Origin of the sequence: Streptomyces sp. NPDC088354, from assembly GCF_044753585.1 — a bacterium.
Lineage (GTDB): Bacteria > Actinomycetota > Actinomycetes > Streptomycetales > Streptomycetaceae > Actinacidiphila.
The window spans coordinates 59,951-75,569 of the sequence record NZ_JBIVNJ010000027.1 but is presented as its reverse complement, the minus strand read 5'-3'; the positions used below and the strand labels follow the sequence as shown (position 1 = coordinate 75,569).

Genomic DNA, 15,619 nt, shown 5'->3' with positions numbered 1-15,619 from the left:
GTCCATCCAAGGAGAGAGCTCCATGTCCAAGGAACTCACGTACGGCGAACTCGCCGCTCTGATGAAGTCCAGTGCGGGCATCACCGTGGAACCGACCATGCTGGCCGGTCACCCCGACACGCCCTTCGCCGAGTACGGCCTGGACTCGCTCGGCCTGCTGGGAATCGTCGGCGCCCTGGAGAACGACCGGGGCGCGTCGATCGCCGGCGACGCCGATTCGTGCAAGACCCCCGGCGCCTTCATGGACGTCGTCAACAACTCACTCAAGGCAGGAGTCTGATTCATGCCCGGGCACACCGAGAACGAGATCACCATCCCCGCCCCGCTCGACCTCGTCTGGGACATCACCAACGACGTGGAGAACTGGCCCCAGCTGTTCAGCGAGTACGCCTCCGCGGAGATCGTCGAGCGCGACGGCGACCGGGTCGTCTTCCGTCTGACGATGCACCCCGACGAGAACGGGCAGGTCTGGAGCTGGGTCTCCGAGCGCACCGCGGACCGCGCCTCGCGCACGGTCCGCGCGCACCGGGTCGAGACCGGACCGTTCCAGTACATGGACATCCACTGGTCGTACCAGGACACCCCCGGGGGCGTCCGGATGCGCTGGGTCCAGGACTTCGCCATGAAGCCCGGCGCGCCGCTGGACGACGAGGCGATGACCAACCGCATCAACGAGAACTCCAAGGTGCAGCTGGAGCTGATCCGCGAGCGCGTCGTCAAGCGCCACAAGGACGGCGAGGGGCGCGCATGAGCACCTACCGCACGCTCATCGTGGCCCGGATCAAGCCGGGCGCCGAGGACCAGGTGGCCGGGGTCTTCGCCGACTCGGACCGGGGCGAGCTGCCCGGTCTGATCGGGGTCACCGGCCGCAGCCTCTTCCAGTTCGGCGACGTCTACCTGCACCTGGTCGAGGCCGACCGGCCGCCCGGCCCGGAGGTCGCCCGGCACAAGGACCACCCCGCCTTCCGCGACATCAGCGAGCGGCTGTCGTCCTTCGTGCTGCCGTACAACCCCGAGACCTGGCGTGAGCCCAAGGACGCCATGGCCCGGGAGTTCTACCGCTGGGAGCGGAGCGGCTGACATGGCCACCACCGAGCCGGAGTGGGTGCGCTGCGAACGCTGCGAGGCGCTCGTGTACGCCAAGCGCTACGCCCGCACCCTGCGCGTCTGCCCCGAATGCGGCGCGCACGGCCGGCTCACCGCCCGGCAGCGGCTGGACCAGCTGCTGGACCCGGGCTCGCAGGCGCCGCTCGTCCCCGAGGGTGGCGAGCGGCCGCCTGCGCACGACCCCCTGGACTTCACCGACACCCGGCCCTACGCGCAGCGGCTGCGGGACGCCCGGGAGACCACCGGCCTGGACGAGGCCGTGGTGTGCGTGCGCGGCACCATCGGGGGCCGGCCCGTGGTCGCCGCCGTCATGGACTTCCGCTTCCTGGGCGGCAGTCTGGGTCTCGGCGTGGGTGCCCGGATCACCCTGGCGGCCCGTACCAGCCTGCGCCATCGCGTCCCCCTGCTGCTGGTCACCGCCTCGGGCGGGGCCCGGATGCAGGAGGGCGCGCTGTCCTTGATGCAGATGGCGGCGACCGCGCAGGTGCTCGCCGAACTCGACGAGGCCGGTGTCCTGGTGCTGTCCGTGGTCACCGATCCGACCTACGGCGGCGTCGCCGCCTCGTACGCCACGCTTGCCGACGTCATCCTCGCCGAACCCGGTGCCCGCCTGGGTTTCGCCGGACCGCGGGTCGTGCAGCAGACGACCGGCCGGGAGCTGCCCGAGGGCTTCCAGACCGCCGAGTTCCTGCTCGCGCACGGTCTCGTCGACGACGTCGTACCGCGCGCCGCACTGCGCGGTGCGCTGTCCCGGCTGCTCGGCCCGCGGCCCGGTGCCCGGCGGCCCCCCGCGGCCCCCCGGGCACCCGCCCCCGTCGTCCGCGACGTGGACGCCCTGCCCGAGCCCGACGCCTGGGAGGCCGTACGACTGGCCCGCCACCCGCGTCGGCCGACCGCCGCCGACTACGCGGCGCACCTGCTGGAGGACTTCCACGAACTGCACGGCGACCGGCTCGGCGCCGACTGCCCGGCCGTGATCGGCGGGCCCGGCCTGCTCGACGGACACCGGGTCATGCTGATCGGCCACCACAAGGGCGGGCCCACCCTCGACGGCCGCCGCCGGCGGCACTTCGGCATGGCCGGCCCGGCCGGCCACCGCAAGGCCGCCCGCCTCATGCGCACCGCCGCGAAGCTCGGACTGCCCGTGATCACCCTGATCGACACCCCGGGCGCCGACCCCGGGCCGGAGGCCGAGAGCGGCGGCCAGGCGCTCGCCATCGCCGAGAACCTGCGGCTGATGTCCCGGCTGCCGGTACCCGTGGTCGCGGTCATCACCGGCGAGGGCGGCAGCGGCGGCGCCCTCGCGCTGGCCGTCGCCGACCGGGTGCTGGTCAGCGCCAACGGCATCTACTCCGTCATCAGCCCCGAGGGCTGTGCGGCGATCCTGTGGAAGGACCCGCAGGCCGCGCCCCTCGCCGCGGCCGCGCTGCGGCTGCACGCCCGCGACCTGCTGCGGCTCGGCATCGTCGACGGCGTCGTCCCCGAGCCGCCGGACGGCGCCCATCGCGACCACGCGGCGGCGGCCGCCTATGTCGGCGGCGCGCTCTCGGCCGCCCTGGACGAACTGCGCACGCGGGAGCCCGAGCGGCTGCTGGCCGAACGCCGCGATCGTTTCCACCAGTTCCACCGGTTCCACCGTTTCGGACGACTGGAGGAGGAGGCAGCACCATGACGCTCCACGGCGACAACAAGTTGCCCGGCCACGCCGCCGGCGTGGGCAGGAATCTGAACGGATCGGCCCCCACCGCGCAACCGGCGCACCCGGTGCTCGACGCCGTGTGCCGCAGCGCGACCGAACTGGCCGGCTCGGTGCCCACCCCGCCACGGCGCATCCGGCTGCGGCACGGCCAGACCTCGGTCGAGATCGAGTGGGCGGAACCCCGGGAGCGCCAAGGGACCGAGGCGGGCGGCACGGCGCCGCGGATCACATCGCGGACCGCCGGGGCCCGACCGGGCGAGGAGCCCGGCGAGCCGCCGGCCGAGACCCCGCACTATGTCCGCGCCCCCACCGTGGGCACCTTCTACCGCGCCCAGGAACCGGGGGCCGCGCCCTACGTCCGCGTCGGCGACCTCGTCGTCCCAGGTCAGCCGGTGGGCGTCCTGGAGGTCATGAAGATGATGAGCACGATCGGGTCTGACGTCGCCGGGCGGGTCGTGGAGATCGTCGTGGGGGACGCGCAGCCCGTGGAGTTCGACCAGCGGCTGATCGCCGTGGAGCCGGCAGCCGCCGCGCCCGCACCGGACGCCGGAGGGGAGTGAACGCCGTGTTCTCCACCGTACTGGTGGCCAACCGCGGCGAGGTCGCGCTGCGCGTCGCCCGCGCCTGCCGCGAACTCGGCCTGCGCACCGTCGCGGTGTACTCCACCGCCGACCGGGACTCGGCCGTCGTCCGGTTCGCCGACGAGGCCGTGCACATCGGGCCGCCCCCCGCGCGGGCGAGCTACCTCAACATCCCCGCCGTCATCGAGGCGGCCCGCCGCACCGGCGCGCAGGCCGTCCACCCCGGCTACGGCTTCCTGTCCGAGGACCCGGACTTCGCGGAGATCTGCGAGACCAACGGGCTGACGTTCATCGGCCCCTCACCGCGGGTGCTCGCCCGGCTCGGCGACAAGGCGGCCTGCCGCGCCCTGATGGCGGAGGCGGGACTGCCCGTACTGCCCGGCAGCCCCGGGCCGCTGGACGGTCCCGCCGAGGCGAAGGAGGCCGCGCAGCAGGCCGGCTACCCCGTGATCCTCAAGGCCGTCGCGGGCGGCGGCGGCCGGGGCATGGCCGTCGTCACCGAACCGGACCGGCTGCTGGACGCCTTCCGCGAGACCCGGGCGCACGCCCGCGCGGTCTTCGGCGACGACCGGCTCTACCTGGAGCGCTACATCGCCGGGGCCCGCCATGTCGAGGTGCAGGTCGTGTGCGACCGGCACGGCGCGGTGGTGCACCTGGGCGAGCGCGACTGCTCCGTCCAGCGCCACCACCAAAAGCTCGTCGAGGAGACCCCCGCCCCCGACCTCCCGGCCCGGCTGCGCGGCGCCATGTGCGACGCCGCCGTGCGCGGCGCCGTGGCGGTCGGCTACGAGGGCGTCGGCACCTTCGAGTTCGTCCTCACCCCGGAGCGCGACTTCTACCTGATGGAGGTCAACTGCCGGCTCCAGGTGGAGCACCCGGTCACCGAGATGGTCACCGGCGTCGACCTGGTGCGCGAGCAACTGCTGATCGCCGCGGGCCACCCGCTGACGCTGCGCCAGGAGGACATCGTGGCGCGCGGGGTGGCCGTGGAGTGCCGCGTCAACGCCGAGGACCCGGCCCGCGACTTCGCCCCCACCCCCGGGCTGCTCACCGAGTTCGTGCCGCCCGGCGGCCCCTTCGTCCGGGTGGACACCCACGCCTACCCGGGCTGGCGCATCGGCCCGGACTACGACTCCCTGCTGGCCAAGGCCGTGGTCTGGGCACCGGACCGGGAGCGGGCGCTGGCCCGGATGGACCGCGTCCTGGAGGAGCTGCGAGTGCGCGGCGAGGGCGTGTGCACCACGGCGGACTTCCTGCGCACGGTGCTGGCCCGCCCGGAGTTCCGGGCGGGCCGTCACACCACGTCGCTGGTACGGGAGATGACCGGCTGACCCGGACTCACACCCGCCCGATCGTGCTGTGGATCGCGTGCAGGAAGGGGTTGACCGGGGTGACCTCGCCGACGGCGAGGCCCGCCTCGGTCATCAGCCCGGTCAGGCTGTCCCGGGTGTGCTTCTGACCGCCGACGTTCATCAGCAGCATCAGGTCCATCGCGGTGGTGAACCGCATCGACGTGGTGTCGTCCACCAGGTTCTCGATGACGACCACCCGGGCGCCGGGGTGGCCCGCCGCCACGACGTTGCGCAGCGTACGGCGGGTGCTCTCGTCGTCCCACTCCAGGATGTTCTTGATGATGTACATGTCGGCGGTGACCGGGATCTCCACCCGGCAGTCGCCCGGCAGCAGCCGTGCGCGGGGGGCCAGTTCGCCCCCCTCCCGCAGCCTCGGGTCGGCGCCGGCGACGACCTTCGGCAGGTCGAGCAGCGAACCGTGCACCTCGGGGTGCTTCTCCAGCAGCGCGGCCAGCACGTGGCCCTGGCCGCCGCCGATGTCGGCGACCGAGGAGATGCCGGTCAGGTCCAGCAGATCGGCGATGTCCTGTGCGGACTGGCGGCTGGAATGCGTCATGGCCCGGTCGAAGACCTTGGCGCTGTCCTGCGCGTCGTCGTGCAGGTAGTCGAAGAACTCCTTGCCGTAGATGTCCGGGAAGATGTTGCGGCCGTGCCGTACCGCCTCGTCCAGCCGCGGCCAGGCCTCCCACGTCCACGGCTCGGTGCACCACAGGGCGATGTAGTGCAGGCTGTTGGGGGTGTCCTTGCGCAGCATCCGCGACATGTCGGTGTGCGTGAAGCGGCCGTCCGGCTGCTCCAGGAAGACCCCGTAGGAGGACAGCGCGCGCAGCAGCCGGCGTAGCGGGCGCGGCTCCGCGCCCACGACCGCCGCGAGCTCGTCGCAGGTCGCCGGCTGGTCGCCGAGCGCGTCGGCGACACCGAGCCGGGCCGCGGCCCGGACGGCGGCGGCGCAGGCCGCGCCGAAGACGAGCTCGCGCAGGCGCATCGCGCCCTGCGCGGAGGCGGCGCCGGTGGTGTCGGAGGGGGTGGTCTCGGTCAGGCTCATCGTCAGCACAGGCCCTTCGGCTGGGAGACGCGGCAGGTGCTGCCGCTGAACACGTTGTCCTTGCTCTGGTCGTCGGCGGACAGGTCGGCGGGGCTGTTGCCCATGGCGGTGTTGTCACGGACGGAGTTGCCGGTGTTGGGGGCGCCCACCACGCTGCGGAAGAGCACGATGCCGCCGGACATCGGCGAGGTGCCGATGTTCTCCACGACCCGGTTGTCGGTCACCTGGGTCTTCTCGGCGCCGGTCAGCACGATGCCGGCGCCCTGGATGAACGGCAGGCGGGCGTTGGCCGGGCAGAACTTGTTGTTGGCCGCCACCAGGTTGCGGGAGACGGTGAGCGACCCGGCCCGCGGCACGCCCTCGTCGCCGACGACGAAGACGCCGCCGCAGTTGGCGGTGATGTCGTTGTACTCGACGTCCACCGTCCGCACCCGGCGCAGCACGAGGCCGATCCGGTTGCCGGACAGCTCGTTGTCGGCGATCAGGGTGTGCTTGGTGTCCAGCGCCCCGCCCTCGGCGTCCACCGCGTTGGCCAGGAAGATCCCCGACTCGCCGTTGTTCTCCGCGACGTTGTCGCGGAACACGGCGCGCACCGACCGCTGCTGGCTGATGCCCTGCTGGCCGTTGGCACGCGCGGTGACCCGGTTCACCTCCATGCGGTCGGTCCAGGTGGCGTCGACGCCGTTCTTCCTGAAACCGGAGACGGTCAGCGACCGCAACCGCACATAGGTGAGCGGGCTCTGCTCCGTACCGGTGACGCAGACGCCGTGACCGGCCGCGGCGCAGGCGTTCTCGGTGCCCTTCTCGCTGGGCGTGATCACGGTCTCGCGCCCGGCGCCCAGCAGGGTCAGCCGGGGCTTGGTGATGCTGACGCTCCCCGGGTAGGTCCCGGGCGCGATCTCGATGATGTCGCCCGGCTTCGCGCGGTCGACCGCCGCCTGGATCGACTCCCCGGGACGCACCAGGAGCGGGGCGTCCGCGGCCTCGACCCCGGGTGCGCCGCACAGCCCCACGACGACGGCGGCCGTGGCGACCGCGGCCGCGGCCGCGGGGGCCCGACGAAGTGTCATGACTGCCGCACCTGCCTTCCTGGCGGCCTGCGCAGCCACCCGGAAAAGTACGTTATGAGTTGTTATGACCTCCTGCCACTCCGTCAGGCCATCAGGGGACGCGGCGCGCGGTCGGACCAGGTTTCCCCGACGGCCGCGCCCTTGGACGGCGCCGCGCCAACGGTGGCCCGAGCACGGTCCGCCTCCATACCCCCCACCGGGGATCAGGCGCATGACGAAACCGAGGGGGCGGGGGAGTTGGGGGCACCCCCGGCCGGAGGCTGGGGGAGGGTGGGTGTTCTGGACTGTGGAGCATATGTGGATGCATGACCCGGGGTGATCAACAGATCGTGCCGGAGGCACCTAAATGTGCTGTCCAGAATGGCCGGCCCCGGAGGCCCCGCACCCGGCCCACCCCGCAACGCGCGCCGGGGTCACTGACTTCACAGGGCTGGGGGCACCCCCGGCCGAAGGTTGGGGGAGGGCGGGCGGGGAAAAGCAACCCGGTACAAGGGCGCGCCCCGCGCCCGATGTGGTGCGGGTCACGTGAACCCGTTCCCGCCCCGTCCCGTGTCCGCCGTGAGGGATCTGCGACACGGATCGGGAGAGGACGGAGTGAGTGGATGGCGGCATTGTGGTCGCGCACTCGTCAGAGCCAGGGCACGAGTGACGAGGCGCTCATACGGGCGCTCTACGAGGAACACGGCAAAGCCCTGCTCGCGTACGCGACCCGGCTCACCGGCGATCGCGCCGCGGCCGAGGACGTCGTCCAGGAGACCCTGATCCGCGCGTGGCGGCACCCGGACGCGCTGGTCAACGGCAAGGGCTCGGTGCGTGGTTGGCTGCTGACGGTGGCCCGCAACATCATCACGGACCGGTTCCGCGCGAAGGCCGCCCGCCCGCAGGAGGTGGCCGAGTCCCCGGCCACGCCGCCGGTCGAGCGCGACCACGCCGAGGCCGTGGTCGACTCCATGGTCGTGATGGAGGCCCTCGACCGGCTCTCGCCCGACCACCGGGACGTGCTCTACCAGATCTACTTCCGGGGGCAGACCGTCGCCGAGGCGGCGGAGATCCTCGGGATACCGCCGGGAACGGTCAAGTCCCGGTCCCACTACGCCCTCAAGGCGCTGCGGGAGTTCTACACCAAGAAGCCGGTCGCGCTGCGGGAGGTGGCGGCATGAGCACGGAACACGAGCACGACAGCGGGACGCTCACCGCTTACGTCCTCGGTGCGCTCGACGACGAGGAGGTGCGTGCCGTAGAGGAGCACATCGCCGCCTGTGACCGCTGCCAGGCCGAAGTCGACGAGCTCCGCGAGATGGAGCGGGCGCTCGGTGAAGTCCCACCGGAGGCCTTCCTCGACGGTCCGCCGGACGACGGTGACCTGCTGCTGCAGCGGACGTTGCGGCAGCTGCGCTCCGAGCGCACGGGGGTGCAGCGCCGACGATGGACGGCCGCCGGTGCGGCGGCGGCGGCCGCCGCGGCGGTCCTGATCCTCGGCGGTGTGGTGATCGGGCAGAACACCGGGACGTCGGAGGTGGCGAGCCCCCCGGTGGCCACCGGGCAGCCCGGCGTCAAGGTCGCCTCGGTCACCGACCCGGCCACCGACGCCCGGATGACCGTGAAGGTGACCCCGGCCAGTGCGTGGGTCCGGCTCAACGCGTCGGTCAGCGGCATCCCCGCGGGGGAGCGCTGCCGGCTGGTGGTGGTCGACAAGGCCGGTCACCGGGAGATCGCCGGCAGCTGGGTGGTCCCCGAGGCCGGTGAGAAGCGCGGTGTGAGCCTGGACGGTTCGGCGGCGGTGGCCCCGGACGACATCTCCGAGGTGGTCGTCGAGAACGCCGCCGGCAAGGAGTACGTGACCGCCAGGGTCTGACCCCCGGTGCGGGAGCGCGGTACCGCCGTGGCGGCCGGTGCCGCGCTCCCGAGGTGTACGCCGCGGGGGGAGGTCCCGCACCCCGATGCGCCCTGCCCGTACGCGCGCCGACGCCGACGAGCAGCCGGTCGCGCACGCCCGTACCGAGCCCGCACTCAGGGCCGCCACGTCCCGGCGTGACCGGGGCCGCGCCCCGGTCGGTCGCGGCGCGTTCCTCCGCGCCGACGCGGCCGGAAGCGCACCCCGCTCCCGCGGCGCGGAAAGCGCCGTCACTCGGGCGGCAGTGCGTGCGGGCTCAGTGTCCTCAGCATGCGGCGCAGATCGGCCTTGAGCCGCGCCTTCTCGCGGTCCTCGAAAGGGGCCAGCGCCTCCTCCTCGCACGGCAGGAGCGCCTGCTCGCCCTGCTCGGCGAGCAACGCGCCGGACGGTGTGACCCGGATCTCGATGATCCGGCCGTGCGTGGGATGCGCGTGCCGCTCGACCAGTCCGCGATCGGCCAGCCCCTGCAGTGCGCTGCCCATGGACTGGGCGGTGACCCCGCAGCGGCGTGCGAGCTCGGCGCCCGACAGAGCACCGTCCAGCGTCAGCCGCATCAGGGCGCTGTACTGCGTCTGGGTCAGCCCAAGGGGACGCAGCGCCTGCTCCAGCCGCTGGATGTACGCCTGGGAGAGCTGCCAGATGAGATAGCCCAAGCGGTCGCCCGGGTTGCCGACGGCCATGACGGTCGCCCCTCCGTATTGTCTGTTAGCTTATATAAGTCAGCTTATATTGCAGGAGGACGGCCACCGTGTCCGACACCGTATCCATACGCGATGCCCACCCCCTGGAGGGGGAGCATCCCCTGCCGGAGCGCCATCGGCACCGTCATGTGCCCGGACCGCAGACCGACGCCCCGCCGTCCCGGCCGGGGATGACCGGGGCGCAGGCGGTGGTCAAGCCCGTCTTCACGGTGCTGATCATCGGCCTCGCCTTCGTCAGCGTCTTCCTCGCCGCCTTCCACACCCCCACGGCGCACCGGCTGCCCGTCGCGGTCGCCGCCTCCGACAGTTCGGCGGCCCTGTTCGACGTGCGGCTCCAGCGTCTCGCGCCCGAAGCGTTCCAGATCGACCGGTACCCGGACGAGGCCTCCGCCCGGCAGGCCGTCGAACACCGCCAGGCCTACGCGGCCTACCTCTCCCACGGCGGCAAGCCCAGGATCGTCTACGCCGGCGCCAACGGCCCGGCGGTCTCCGCCCTGGTCGCACCGCTGGCGGCGGTGCCGCACGGCGACGGGCACAAGATCCCGGTGGTCGACATCCTCCCCCTGTCGGACGGCGACAGCAGGGGGCTGTCGGTCTTCTACGCCTCGTTCGGCCTGGTCCTGGCCGGTTTCCTGTTCGGGCAGGTGACCTACCAGGTGGCGCCGAGACTCTCGTTCGGCCAGCGCATGCTCAGCCTCACGCTCTTCGCCGTCGTCGGCGGCGTGGCGACCGCGCTGATCGCCTGCACCGCCTTCGGCGCGATTCCGGGCTCGTTCCTCGGCATCATGGGCGTGGTCACGCTCATGGCCGGCGCCGTGGCCGCGGCCACCATCATGCTGATCAGAACCTTCGGCCCGATCGGCGTCCTCCTCGGTTCGATCTTCATGCTCGTGATGGGCAACGCCACCAGCGGCGGCGTCCTTCCGCCGGACTTCCTCCCTGGCTGGCTGGAGCCCCTCGCCTCGGTCATGCCGGCGGGTGTCGGCGTCCGCGCGCTCGACGGGCTCGCCTACTTCCACCACGACGGCCTCACCCGCGGTGTCGTCATCCTCTCGGTGTGGATCGCCGTCTGCGTCGGGGCGGTGTACCTGCTCGACCGCGTGGCGGCCTCCACGGGAATCGCGCACGCGGCACACCGCTGACCTCCGCGGCACTGCCGTCCGGCTGCTCCCGGGGGCGTACGCGGCCGGCCTCCGGGCGGAGGACGACCGGCCGCGGCACCCCCGGCAGGCTGGGGCCATGGCGACCACCACCCTCAGTCCGCGGCAGGCGTCGCGCACTCCCCGCGCGGCCGAGCGCGGCGCGTACGCGACCGGCGCGCTCCTGGTCGCGTCGGGCCTGTTCCACCTGGCGGTTCTCGCCGTCGACGGGGGCCCCTGGGACGGCCCGGTGTCCTGGCGCAAGCCCGTCACCTTCGGGGTCTCCTTCGGGCTGACCCTGATCGCCGTCGCCTGGGTCACCTCGTACCTGCGCGTCGCGGAGCGCCGGCGGACCGTCCTGCTCACGGTGTTCGCGGCCGACTGCGTCGTCGAGACCGGAGGCATCACGCTGCAGGCGTGGCGGCGGGTGCCCTCGCACCTCGACATGGAGACCGGCTTCGACACCGCGGTCTCCATGACGCTGGCGGTGGGCGGCGGTGTCCTGGTCGTCGTGCTGGGCGCCTTCGCCGCGGCGGCCTTCCGCCACCGTCCCGCCGGGCCCGCGGGCATGGCCCCGGCCCTGCGTTCCGGCTTCGCGATCCTGCTGGTCGGCCTGGCCTCCGGCGCCGCCATGATCGCCCGCGGTGTGTACCTCACCCGTACCGGCCACCAGGAGGCCGCCTACCACTCCACGGCCCCGCTCAAGCCCCTGCACGCGGTGAGCCTGCACGCCGTGCTCGTCCTGCCCGTGCTGGCCCGGCTGCTGTCGGGGACGCGGTGGAGCGAGGCGACGCGGACCCGGCTGGTCCTGCTGGCGACCGCCGTCTACGTCGCGGCGGTCATCGGCGCCGGGGTGTGGGCGGTGGTCTGAGCGTTTCCCGTCACGCGGAGTCGCGCAGCAGCAACTCCGCCCGGACGACCAGCTCCTCGGCGGCCAGCGGCTCGCTTCCCGACAGCAGCCGGGCCGCCTGGTCGATGGCGAGCGAGCCCAGCCGCCGGGTGTCCAGGGCGACGCTGGACAGCGCGGGTTCGACGAGCGTGCCGAGCTGCAGGCCGTCGAAGCCGATCACGGCGAAGTCGCCCGGGACCTGGCGGCCCGAGCGGCGCGCCTCGCGCAGGGCGCCCATGGCGATGATGTCGTTGAAGGTGAGGACCGCCGTGACATCGGGATGGCGGCCGAGCAGGGTCCGCAGCGCCGCGGCGCCGCCCTCGGCGGACTGGGCGGAGCCGATGACCGCGTCCGTGCCGAGCCCGTGGGCCGCGGCGGCCGCCGCGAACCATGCCCTGCGGACACTGGGTTCGGCGCGGCCGTCGTGGTCGAGCATGCCGATGCGGCGGTGCCCCCGGCCCACCAGGTGCGCGACCGCCGCGTGGAAGCCGGCCTCGCCGTCGACCCGGATCGAGCTGAACCGCGCGGTGTGGTGCTCACGGCCGATGAGTACCACCGGCATGCCCCGGGTGAAGTGCTCGAGTTCGCTCTCCGGGCTGTTGAAGTACCCCACGACCGCGTCCACTTGCGAGCAGATCACCTGCAGCGTGCCCGCTTCCTCGGTGGCGCGGTCGCCGGTGTCGTACACGACGACGTGCCAGCCGCGGGCGCGTGCCGCCTCCAGCGCCGCGGCGGCGACCTCGGTGAAGAACGGGTTGAGCAGGTCCGGGATCACCAGGCCGATGGTCGTGGTGTCCTGCCGGACCAGCCCCCGGGCGAACCGGCTGGGCCGGTAGCCCAGTTCGCGGGCGGCGTCCAGCACCCGCTGCTTGGTCAGCCCGTCGATCTCGTCCTTGTCGTTCAGCGCCCGCGACACGGTCTGCCGCGACACCCCGGCGGACCGGGCGACGTCATGGATCGTGATCCTCCGGGGCTCCGTCCCCGACGACGACACCATCGCGTACCTCCCGCTGCCCACGGGCGCCGATGCCCGAGGGGCCGAGTATGCCCCCGCGGGGCGCGACGGCGTCAAGAAGGTCCCCGGCGCCGTCCCGCTCCGGGCTCCGTCAGGCCGCGTCCGCCACCGCCTGGGCCGTCGCGTCGCGGAACGCGCAGTAGTAGGCCGCGGAGCCCGCGCGGTAGCGCCAGGGCAGGGCGCCGATGTATCCGTCGACCAGCTTGAACTGCTCCAGGGCCGCCTCGTCGCGGTCCTGGAGGCGCAGATAGAACGCGAGCAGATGGCGCAGCTCGACCAGACGCGGGTGCGTCGGGTCGGCGGCGGCCACATCCGCGAGGGCCGCATCGACCCGGGCCCGCATCTCGGGCGTGTTGTCGGCGGCGGTGTCGTCCGACTCGTCGTGCTCGAAGTGCGCGATGAGCGGCATCGCCGTCAGCAGACTGCCCAAGGGGGCCCGGCTCGCCGCCCGTTCGGCGAACTCGGACGCCAGCCGCTGCGAACCCCGCCACTTCGCGCACCAGTACTGAAGGGCCGAGAAGTGCGCCTCGTAGTGGTGCGGGGCCCGGGCGGTGATCTCGTCCCACAGCCTGTCCATCTCGGCATGGGGGTAGCCGAGGCCCAGCGCGACCCAGATCTCCGTGATGTACGGCGTCGGGTCGTCGGGGTTGAGGGCGGCGGCCCGCTCGATGTCCGCGCGAGCCTCCTTCAGCGTCTGGTGGAAGCCGTCGAACTGCTCCCGCGTCGTGTATTGGGCCCTCTTTCCGCCCCGAAGTTCCCAGGCGAGCACGACCGTGCTGCGCGCCCGGACCACGGCCGCGTCCTGGTCGCCGGCCCGCGCGGACTCCCATGCCAGCAGCCATTCGTCGTCCTCGGCGGCCTTCTCGGCAAGCAGGTACGCGACCGCGGACCTGCGCTCCCAGTCCCGGCCGACGCTCCGGAGCAATGCCGCGGCGGGCTCCCAGTCACCGCCGCTGACGGCGGTGAGGGCGGCGGCCCAGTCCTCGGGCAGGGCGGAGGCGTGCTCGACGTCCTGCCGCTCGGCGGGCAGCAGCCCGAGCCCGTGCGCCGTCCGCGCGGCCTCCTCGGCCCGGGTGTCCTCCTCGTCCGGGGTCGACGAGAAGAACGTCTTGAGGAACACGACGGCCAGCCATCCGCCGAAGAGCAGGGTGGGGACGGCCAGCGCGGCGAGGATCCAGAACAGGACGGTCATGAAAGCTGTGGTTCCGTTCGTGGGTGGGGTGACGTGGAAAGGAGGGGAGCCCGGTGCCCGGCCGGGCGGATGCCGCTCACGCGGGCGTGGGCAGATCCTCGGCCAGCAGTGCCCGCAGGGGACCGGTGTCGGGACGGTCGGCGAGCGCTGCGGCGACGGCGGCGGCCAGCGCCGGCTCGGACCCGACCTCCGACGGGATCCCCGAGGCGTCCCAGGCAAGGGAGTCGGGCAGCCGGACGGCGGCGGGGCGGGACCAGGAGAACTCCCATCCGAGCAGCGAGCGGGCACTGAACTCGGTCAGCACCATCGCCCTCAGTCCGTCGGTCAGCATCGGCCGGGCGAACGCGCGGAACGCGCGGCCCTTCGCCGCCGCCGCCTCCTTGGACAAGGGCAGCCGTTCGGCGAGCCGCCACAGCCTGCCGTCGTCGATCACGTCGAGCAGCGCGGGCAGTGTCGCGGGCCGCCCGGTGTACTGGGCCAGCACCTGGTGCAGCGGCGTGTGCGCGGACGACAGTGCGCCGGCCATCGCGGCGTTCAGCAGTTCCGGCCACCCGGTGGCGTGTTCGAAGGCCAGGATCTCGGCCTCCAGTACCGCCTCCTCCAACGCCGCCCACGTGCGCGCGGCGTCGGTGAGCAGCGCCGATGCCGCGCCCTCAGCCGCCGCGACGCGGCCGTCCGCGGGCAGTGACTCGATCCGGAGCACCCGCTCGGCGATCGGCGGGTGCGAGTCGTACGGCGAGACGGGCGCCGGTCGGAGCCAGGCGCGCGACGGCGCCGCATCGCCCTCGCGGGCCGCGAGCAGCCGGCTGAAGCCGCCGAAGAACTCGCCGTGTGGCGGCAGCAGCCGTACGGACAGGCCCAACGTGGCGTAGGAGTCGACGTAGACGTCGTAGGCGGCGGCGAGGGCCGGGATGTCGCGCAGCGACGAGGCGGTCGCCTCGCGGCCGGCGACGCGGGCGGCGGCGAGGTCCGCCGCGAACTCCTGGGCGCGGGCGGTGGACATCGACGCCCGCAGGTAGAGCCTGCCGTACCAGGTGAAGACGGCGGCCATCGAGCGGTACAGCGCGCCGGTGCGGCGGGTGTCCACCGCCTCGGGCTTCCTGCCCTTCGCGATGCGCCCGGCCGCGGCCCTCTCCTGGCGGGCGCGTTCGGCGGCGACCTTGCCGTCGGCGCGGGCGTGGAAGCCCTCCACGACGCGGCCGATCTGCCTCCGGCCGCGCACCACGAGCGCCGACAACCGGGTGTCGCCGCCGGTGAAGTGGCCGTACTCGTGGACGAGCACGGCCCGCAACTGCGCCTCGGTCAGACCGGCCAGCAGCGGCACGCCGAGGTGGAGCCGGCGGGGACCGGGGAGCAGCCCGAGCATGCGGGGCCGCTCGCTCACCGCCGCCTCGACGTCAGCGGTGAGCAGGATCCGGTCCGGGGCACGGGTGCCCATCGTCCGTGCGAGTTCCCGTACCAGCGCCCACAGCCGGGGTTCGTCCTCTTCGGCCGCCTCGATGCCGGGCGGATCCTCGTCCCTGGGCGTGCGCAGCACGAACACGCCGCGTACCAGGGGGACGGCGAGCAGCACCGAGACCGCCACGATCTTCACGGCGAGCAGGCCGTGGACCTCGGTGAGCAGCGCGGCGTCGAGGCCGATCAGCGCCGCGAGAAGGACGACGCTCAGCAGATAGAACCCGCAGAGCAGGATGAGGGCGCGCAGCGCGCGCAGAATCACACCCATCGGCACAATCCCTACCGGGCACGGGGACAGGACACGGCGAACACCCCCGGGAGCGGCACCGCCGGGTGGGTGCAGGTGGGGGGACTCGGAGCGGCCTTCGGCAAAGCGGAGGCAAAGCCGGGCGCACGGAGTATGCCCCACGGCAGGTCAGCAGGGCAATCCCGGTACCCAGGAGGGCAATCGGGCACATGGGCGCTTATCGGGAGATC

At 73.2% G+C, this 15,619-nt stretch carries 16 protein-coding genes; 10 read left to right on the top strand and 6 right to left on the bottom strand.

The annotated features are described in order from the left end of the window. Positions 1–22 precede the first annotated feature (22 nt). The 6 genes from ACIP98_RS30050 to ACIP98_RS30025 are packed head-to-tail and all read left to right on the top strand — an operon-like array spanning position 23 to position 4,718. Positions 23–280: an acyl carrier protein gene (locus ACIP98_RS30050; protein WP_319659883.1), complete on the top strand. Its 258-nt coding sequence runs from the start codon at positions 23–25 to the stop codon at positions 278–280. 3 nt (positions 281–283) lie between these two features. Continuing rightward, a complete protein-coding gene (locus ACIP98_RS30045) occupies positions 284–751 on the top strand; it encodes an SRPBCC family protein (RefSeq protein WP_319659882.1) in 468 nt (155 codons plus the stop codon). After that, a complete protein-coding gene (locus tag ACIP98_RS30040) occupies positions 748–1,080 on the top strand; it encodes a TcmI family type II polyketide cyclase (protein WP_319659881.1) in 333 nt (110 codons plus the stop codon). The genes ACIP98_RS30045 and ACIP98_RS30040 overlap by 4 nt, the downstream gene beginning before the upstream one ends. A gap of 1 nt (position 1,081) precedes the next feature. Continuing rightward, the gene (gene accA, locus ACIP98_RS30035; protein WP_401978940.1) at positions 1,082–2,779 is read left to right on the top strand and encodes a carboxyltransferase subunit alpha; all 1,698 of its coding nucleotides are present in this window, start codon (positions 1,082–1,084) and stop codon (positions 2,777–2,779) included. Beyond that, positions 2,776–3,366 (top strand): acetyl-CoA carboxylase biotin carboxyl carrier protein, encoded by a 591-nt coding sequence (locus ACIP98_RS30030; protein ID WP_401978938.1) that lies wholly within the window; start codon positions 2,776–2,778, stop codon positions 3,364–3,366. Before accA ends, ACIP98_RS30030 begins: the two co-directional genes overlap by 4 nt. A gap of 5 nt (positions 3,367–3,371) precedes the next feature. Continuing rightward, positions 3,372–4,718, top strand: coding sequence for an acetyl-CoA carboxylase biotin carboxylase subunit (locus ACIP98_RS30025; protein ID WP_319659877.1), 1,347 nt, complete (start codon positions 3,372–3,374; stop codon positions 4,716–4,718). 7 nt (positions 4,719–4,725) lie between these two features. Here the strand turns inward: ACIP98_RS30025 and ACIP98_RS30020 are convergent, their stop codons facing one another. Both ACIP98_RS30020 and ACIP98_RS30015 read right to left on the bottom strand, forming a co-directional pair. Continuing rightward, positions 4,726–5,784 (bottom strand): methyltransferase, encoded by a 1,059-nt coding sequence (locus ACIP98_RS30020; protein WP_401978936.1) that lies wholly within the window; start codon positions 5,782–5,784, stop codon positions 4,726–4,728. A 2-nt stretch (positions 5,785–5,786) separates the two neighbouring features. After that, complete coding sequence (locus ACIP98_RS30015) at positions 5,787–6,854, bottom strand: right-handed parallel beta-helix repeat-containing protein (RefSeq protein WP_319659875.1); 1,068 nt, start codon at positions 6,852–6,854, stop codon at positions 5,787–5,789. 602 nt (positions 6,855–7,456) lie between these two features. Here ACIP98_RS30015 and ACIP98_RS30010 point away from each other — a divergent pair. Both ACIP98_RS30010 and ACIP98_RS30005 read left to right on the top strand, forming a co-directional pair. Then, complete coding sequence (locus tag ACIP98_RS30010; protein WP_319659874.1) at positions 7,457–8,014, top strand: sigma-70 family RNA polymerase sigma factor; 558 nt, start codon at positions 7,457–7,459, stop codon at positions 8,012–8,014. Beyond that, a complete protein-coding gene (locus ACIP98_RS30005) occupies positions 8,011–8,709 on the top strand; it encodes a zf-HC2 domain-containing protein (RefSeq protein ID WP_319659873.1) in 699 nt (232 codons plus the stop codon). The genes ACIP98_RS30010 and ACIP98_RS30005 overlap by 4 nt, the downstream gene beginning before the upstream one ends. Positions 8,710–8,978: 269 nt before the next feature. On the opposite strand, the gene ACIP98_RS30000 is transcribed toward ACIP98_RS30005, so the two are convergent. After that, positions 8,979–9,428, bottom strand: a complete 450-nt coding sequence (locus tag ACIP98_RS30000) for a MarR family transcriptional regulator (protein WP_319659872.1) — start codon at positions 9,426–9,428, stop codon at positions 8,979–8,981. Between the two features lie 68 nt (positions 9,429–9,496). Between ACIP98_RS30000 and ACIP98_RS29995 the strand changes: the two genes are divergently transcribed. Next, positions 9,497–10,591, top strand: a complete 1,095-nt coding sequence (locus tag ACIP98_RS29995; protein ID WP_319659871.1) for an ABC transporter permease — start codon at positions 9,497–9,499, stop codon at positions 10,589–10,591. Between the two features lie 97 nt (positions 10,592–10,688). Beyond that, positions 10,689–11,459, top strand: a complete 771-nt coding sequence (locus ACIP98_RS29990; RefSeq protein ID WP_401978934.1) for a hypothetical protein — start codon at positions 10,689–10,691, stop codon at positions 11,457–11,459. 10 nt (positions 11,460–11,469) lie between these two features. Here ACIP98_RS29990 and ACIP98_RS29985 read toward each other — a convergent pair whose 3' ends face one another. From ACIP98_RS29985 to ACIP98_RS29975, 3 genes are all read right to left on the bottom strand, one after another. Next, a complete protein-coding gene (locus ACIP98_RS29985; RefSeq protein WP_401978933.1) occupies positions 11,470–12,474 on the bottom strand; it encodes a LacI family DNA-binding transcriptional regulator in 1,005 nt (334 codons plus the stop codon). 109 nt (positions 12,475–12,583) lie between these two features. Further along, the gene (locus ACIP98_RS29980; protein ID WP_319659868.1) at positions 12,584–13,684 is read right to left on the bottom strand and encodes a hypothetical protein; all 1,101 of its coding nucleotides are present in this window, start codon (positions 13,682–13,684) and stop codon (positions 12,584–12,586) included. Positions 13,685–13,760: 76 nt separating this feature from the next. Beyond that, positions 13,761–15,410, bottom strand: coding sequence for a M48 family metalloprotease (locus ACIP98_RS29975; RefSeq protein WP_401978932.1), 1,650 nt, complete (start codon positions 15,408–15,410; stop codon positions 13,761–13,763). Between the last annotated feature and the right edge of the window lie 209 nt (positions 15,411–15,619).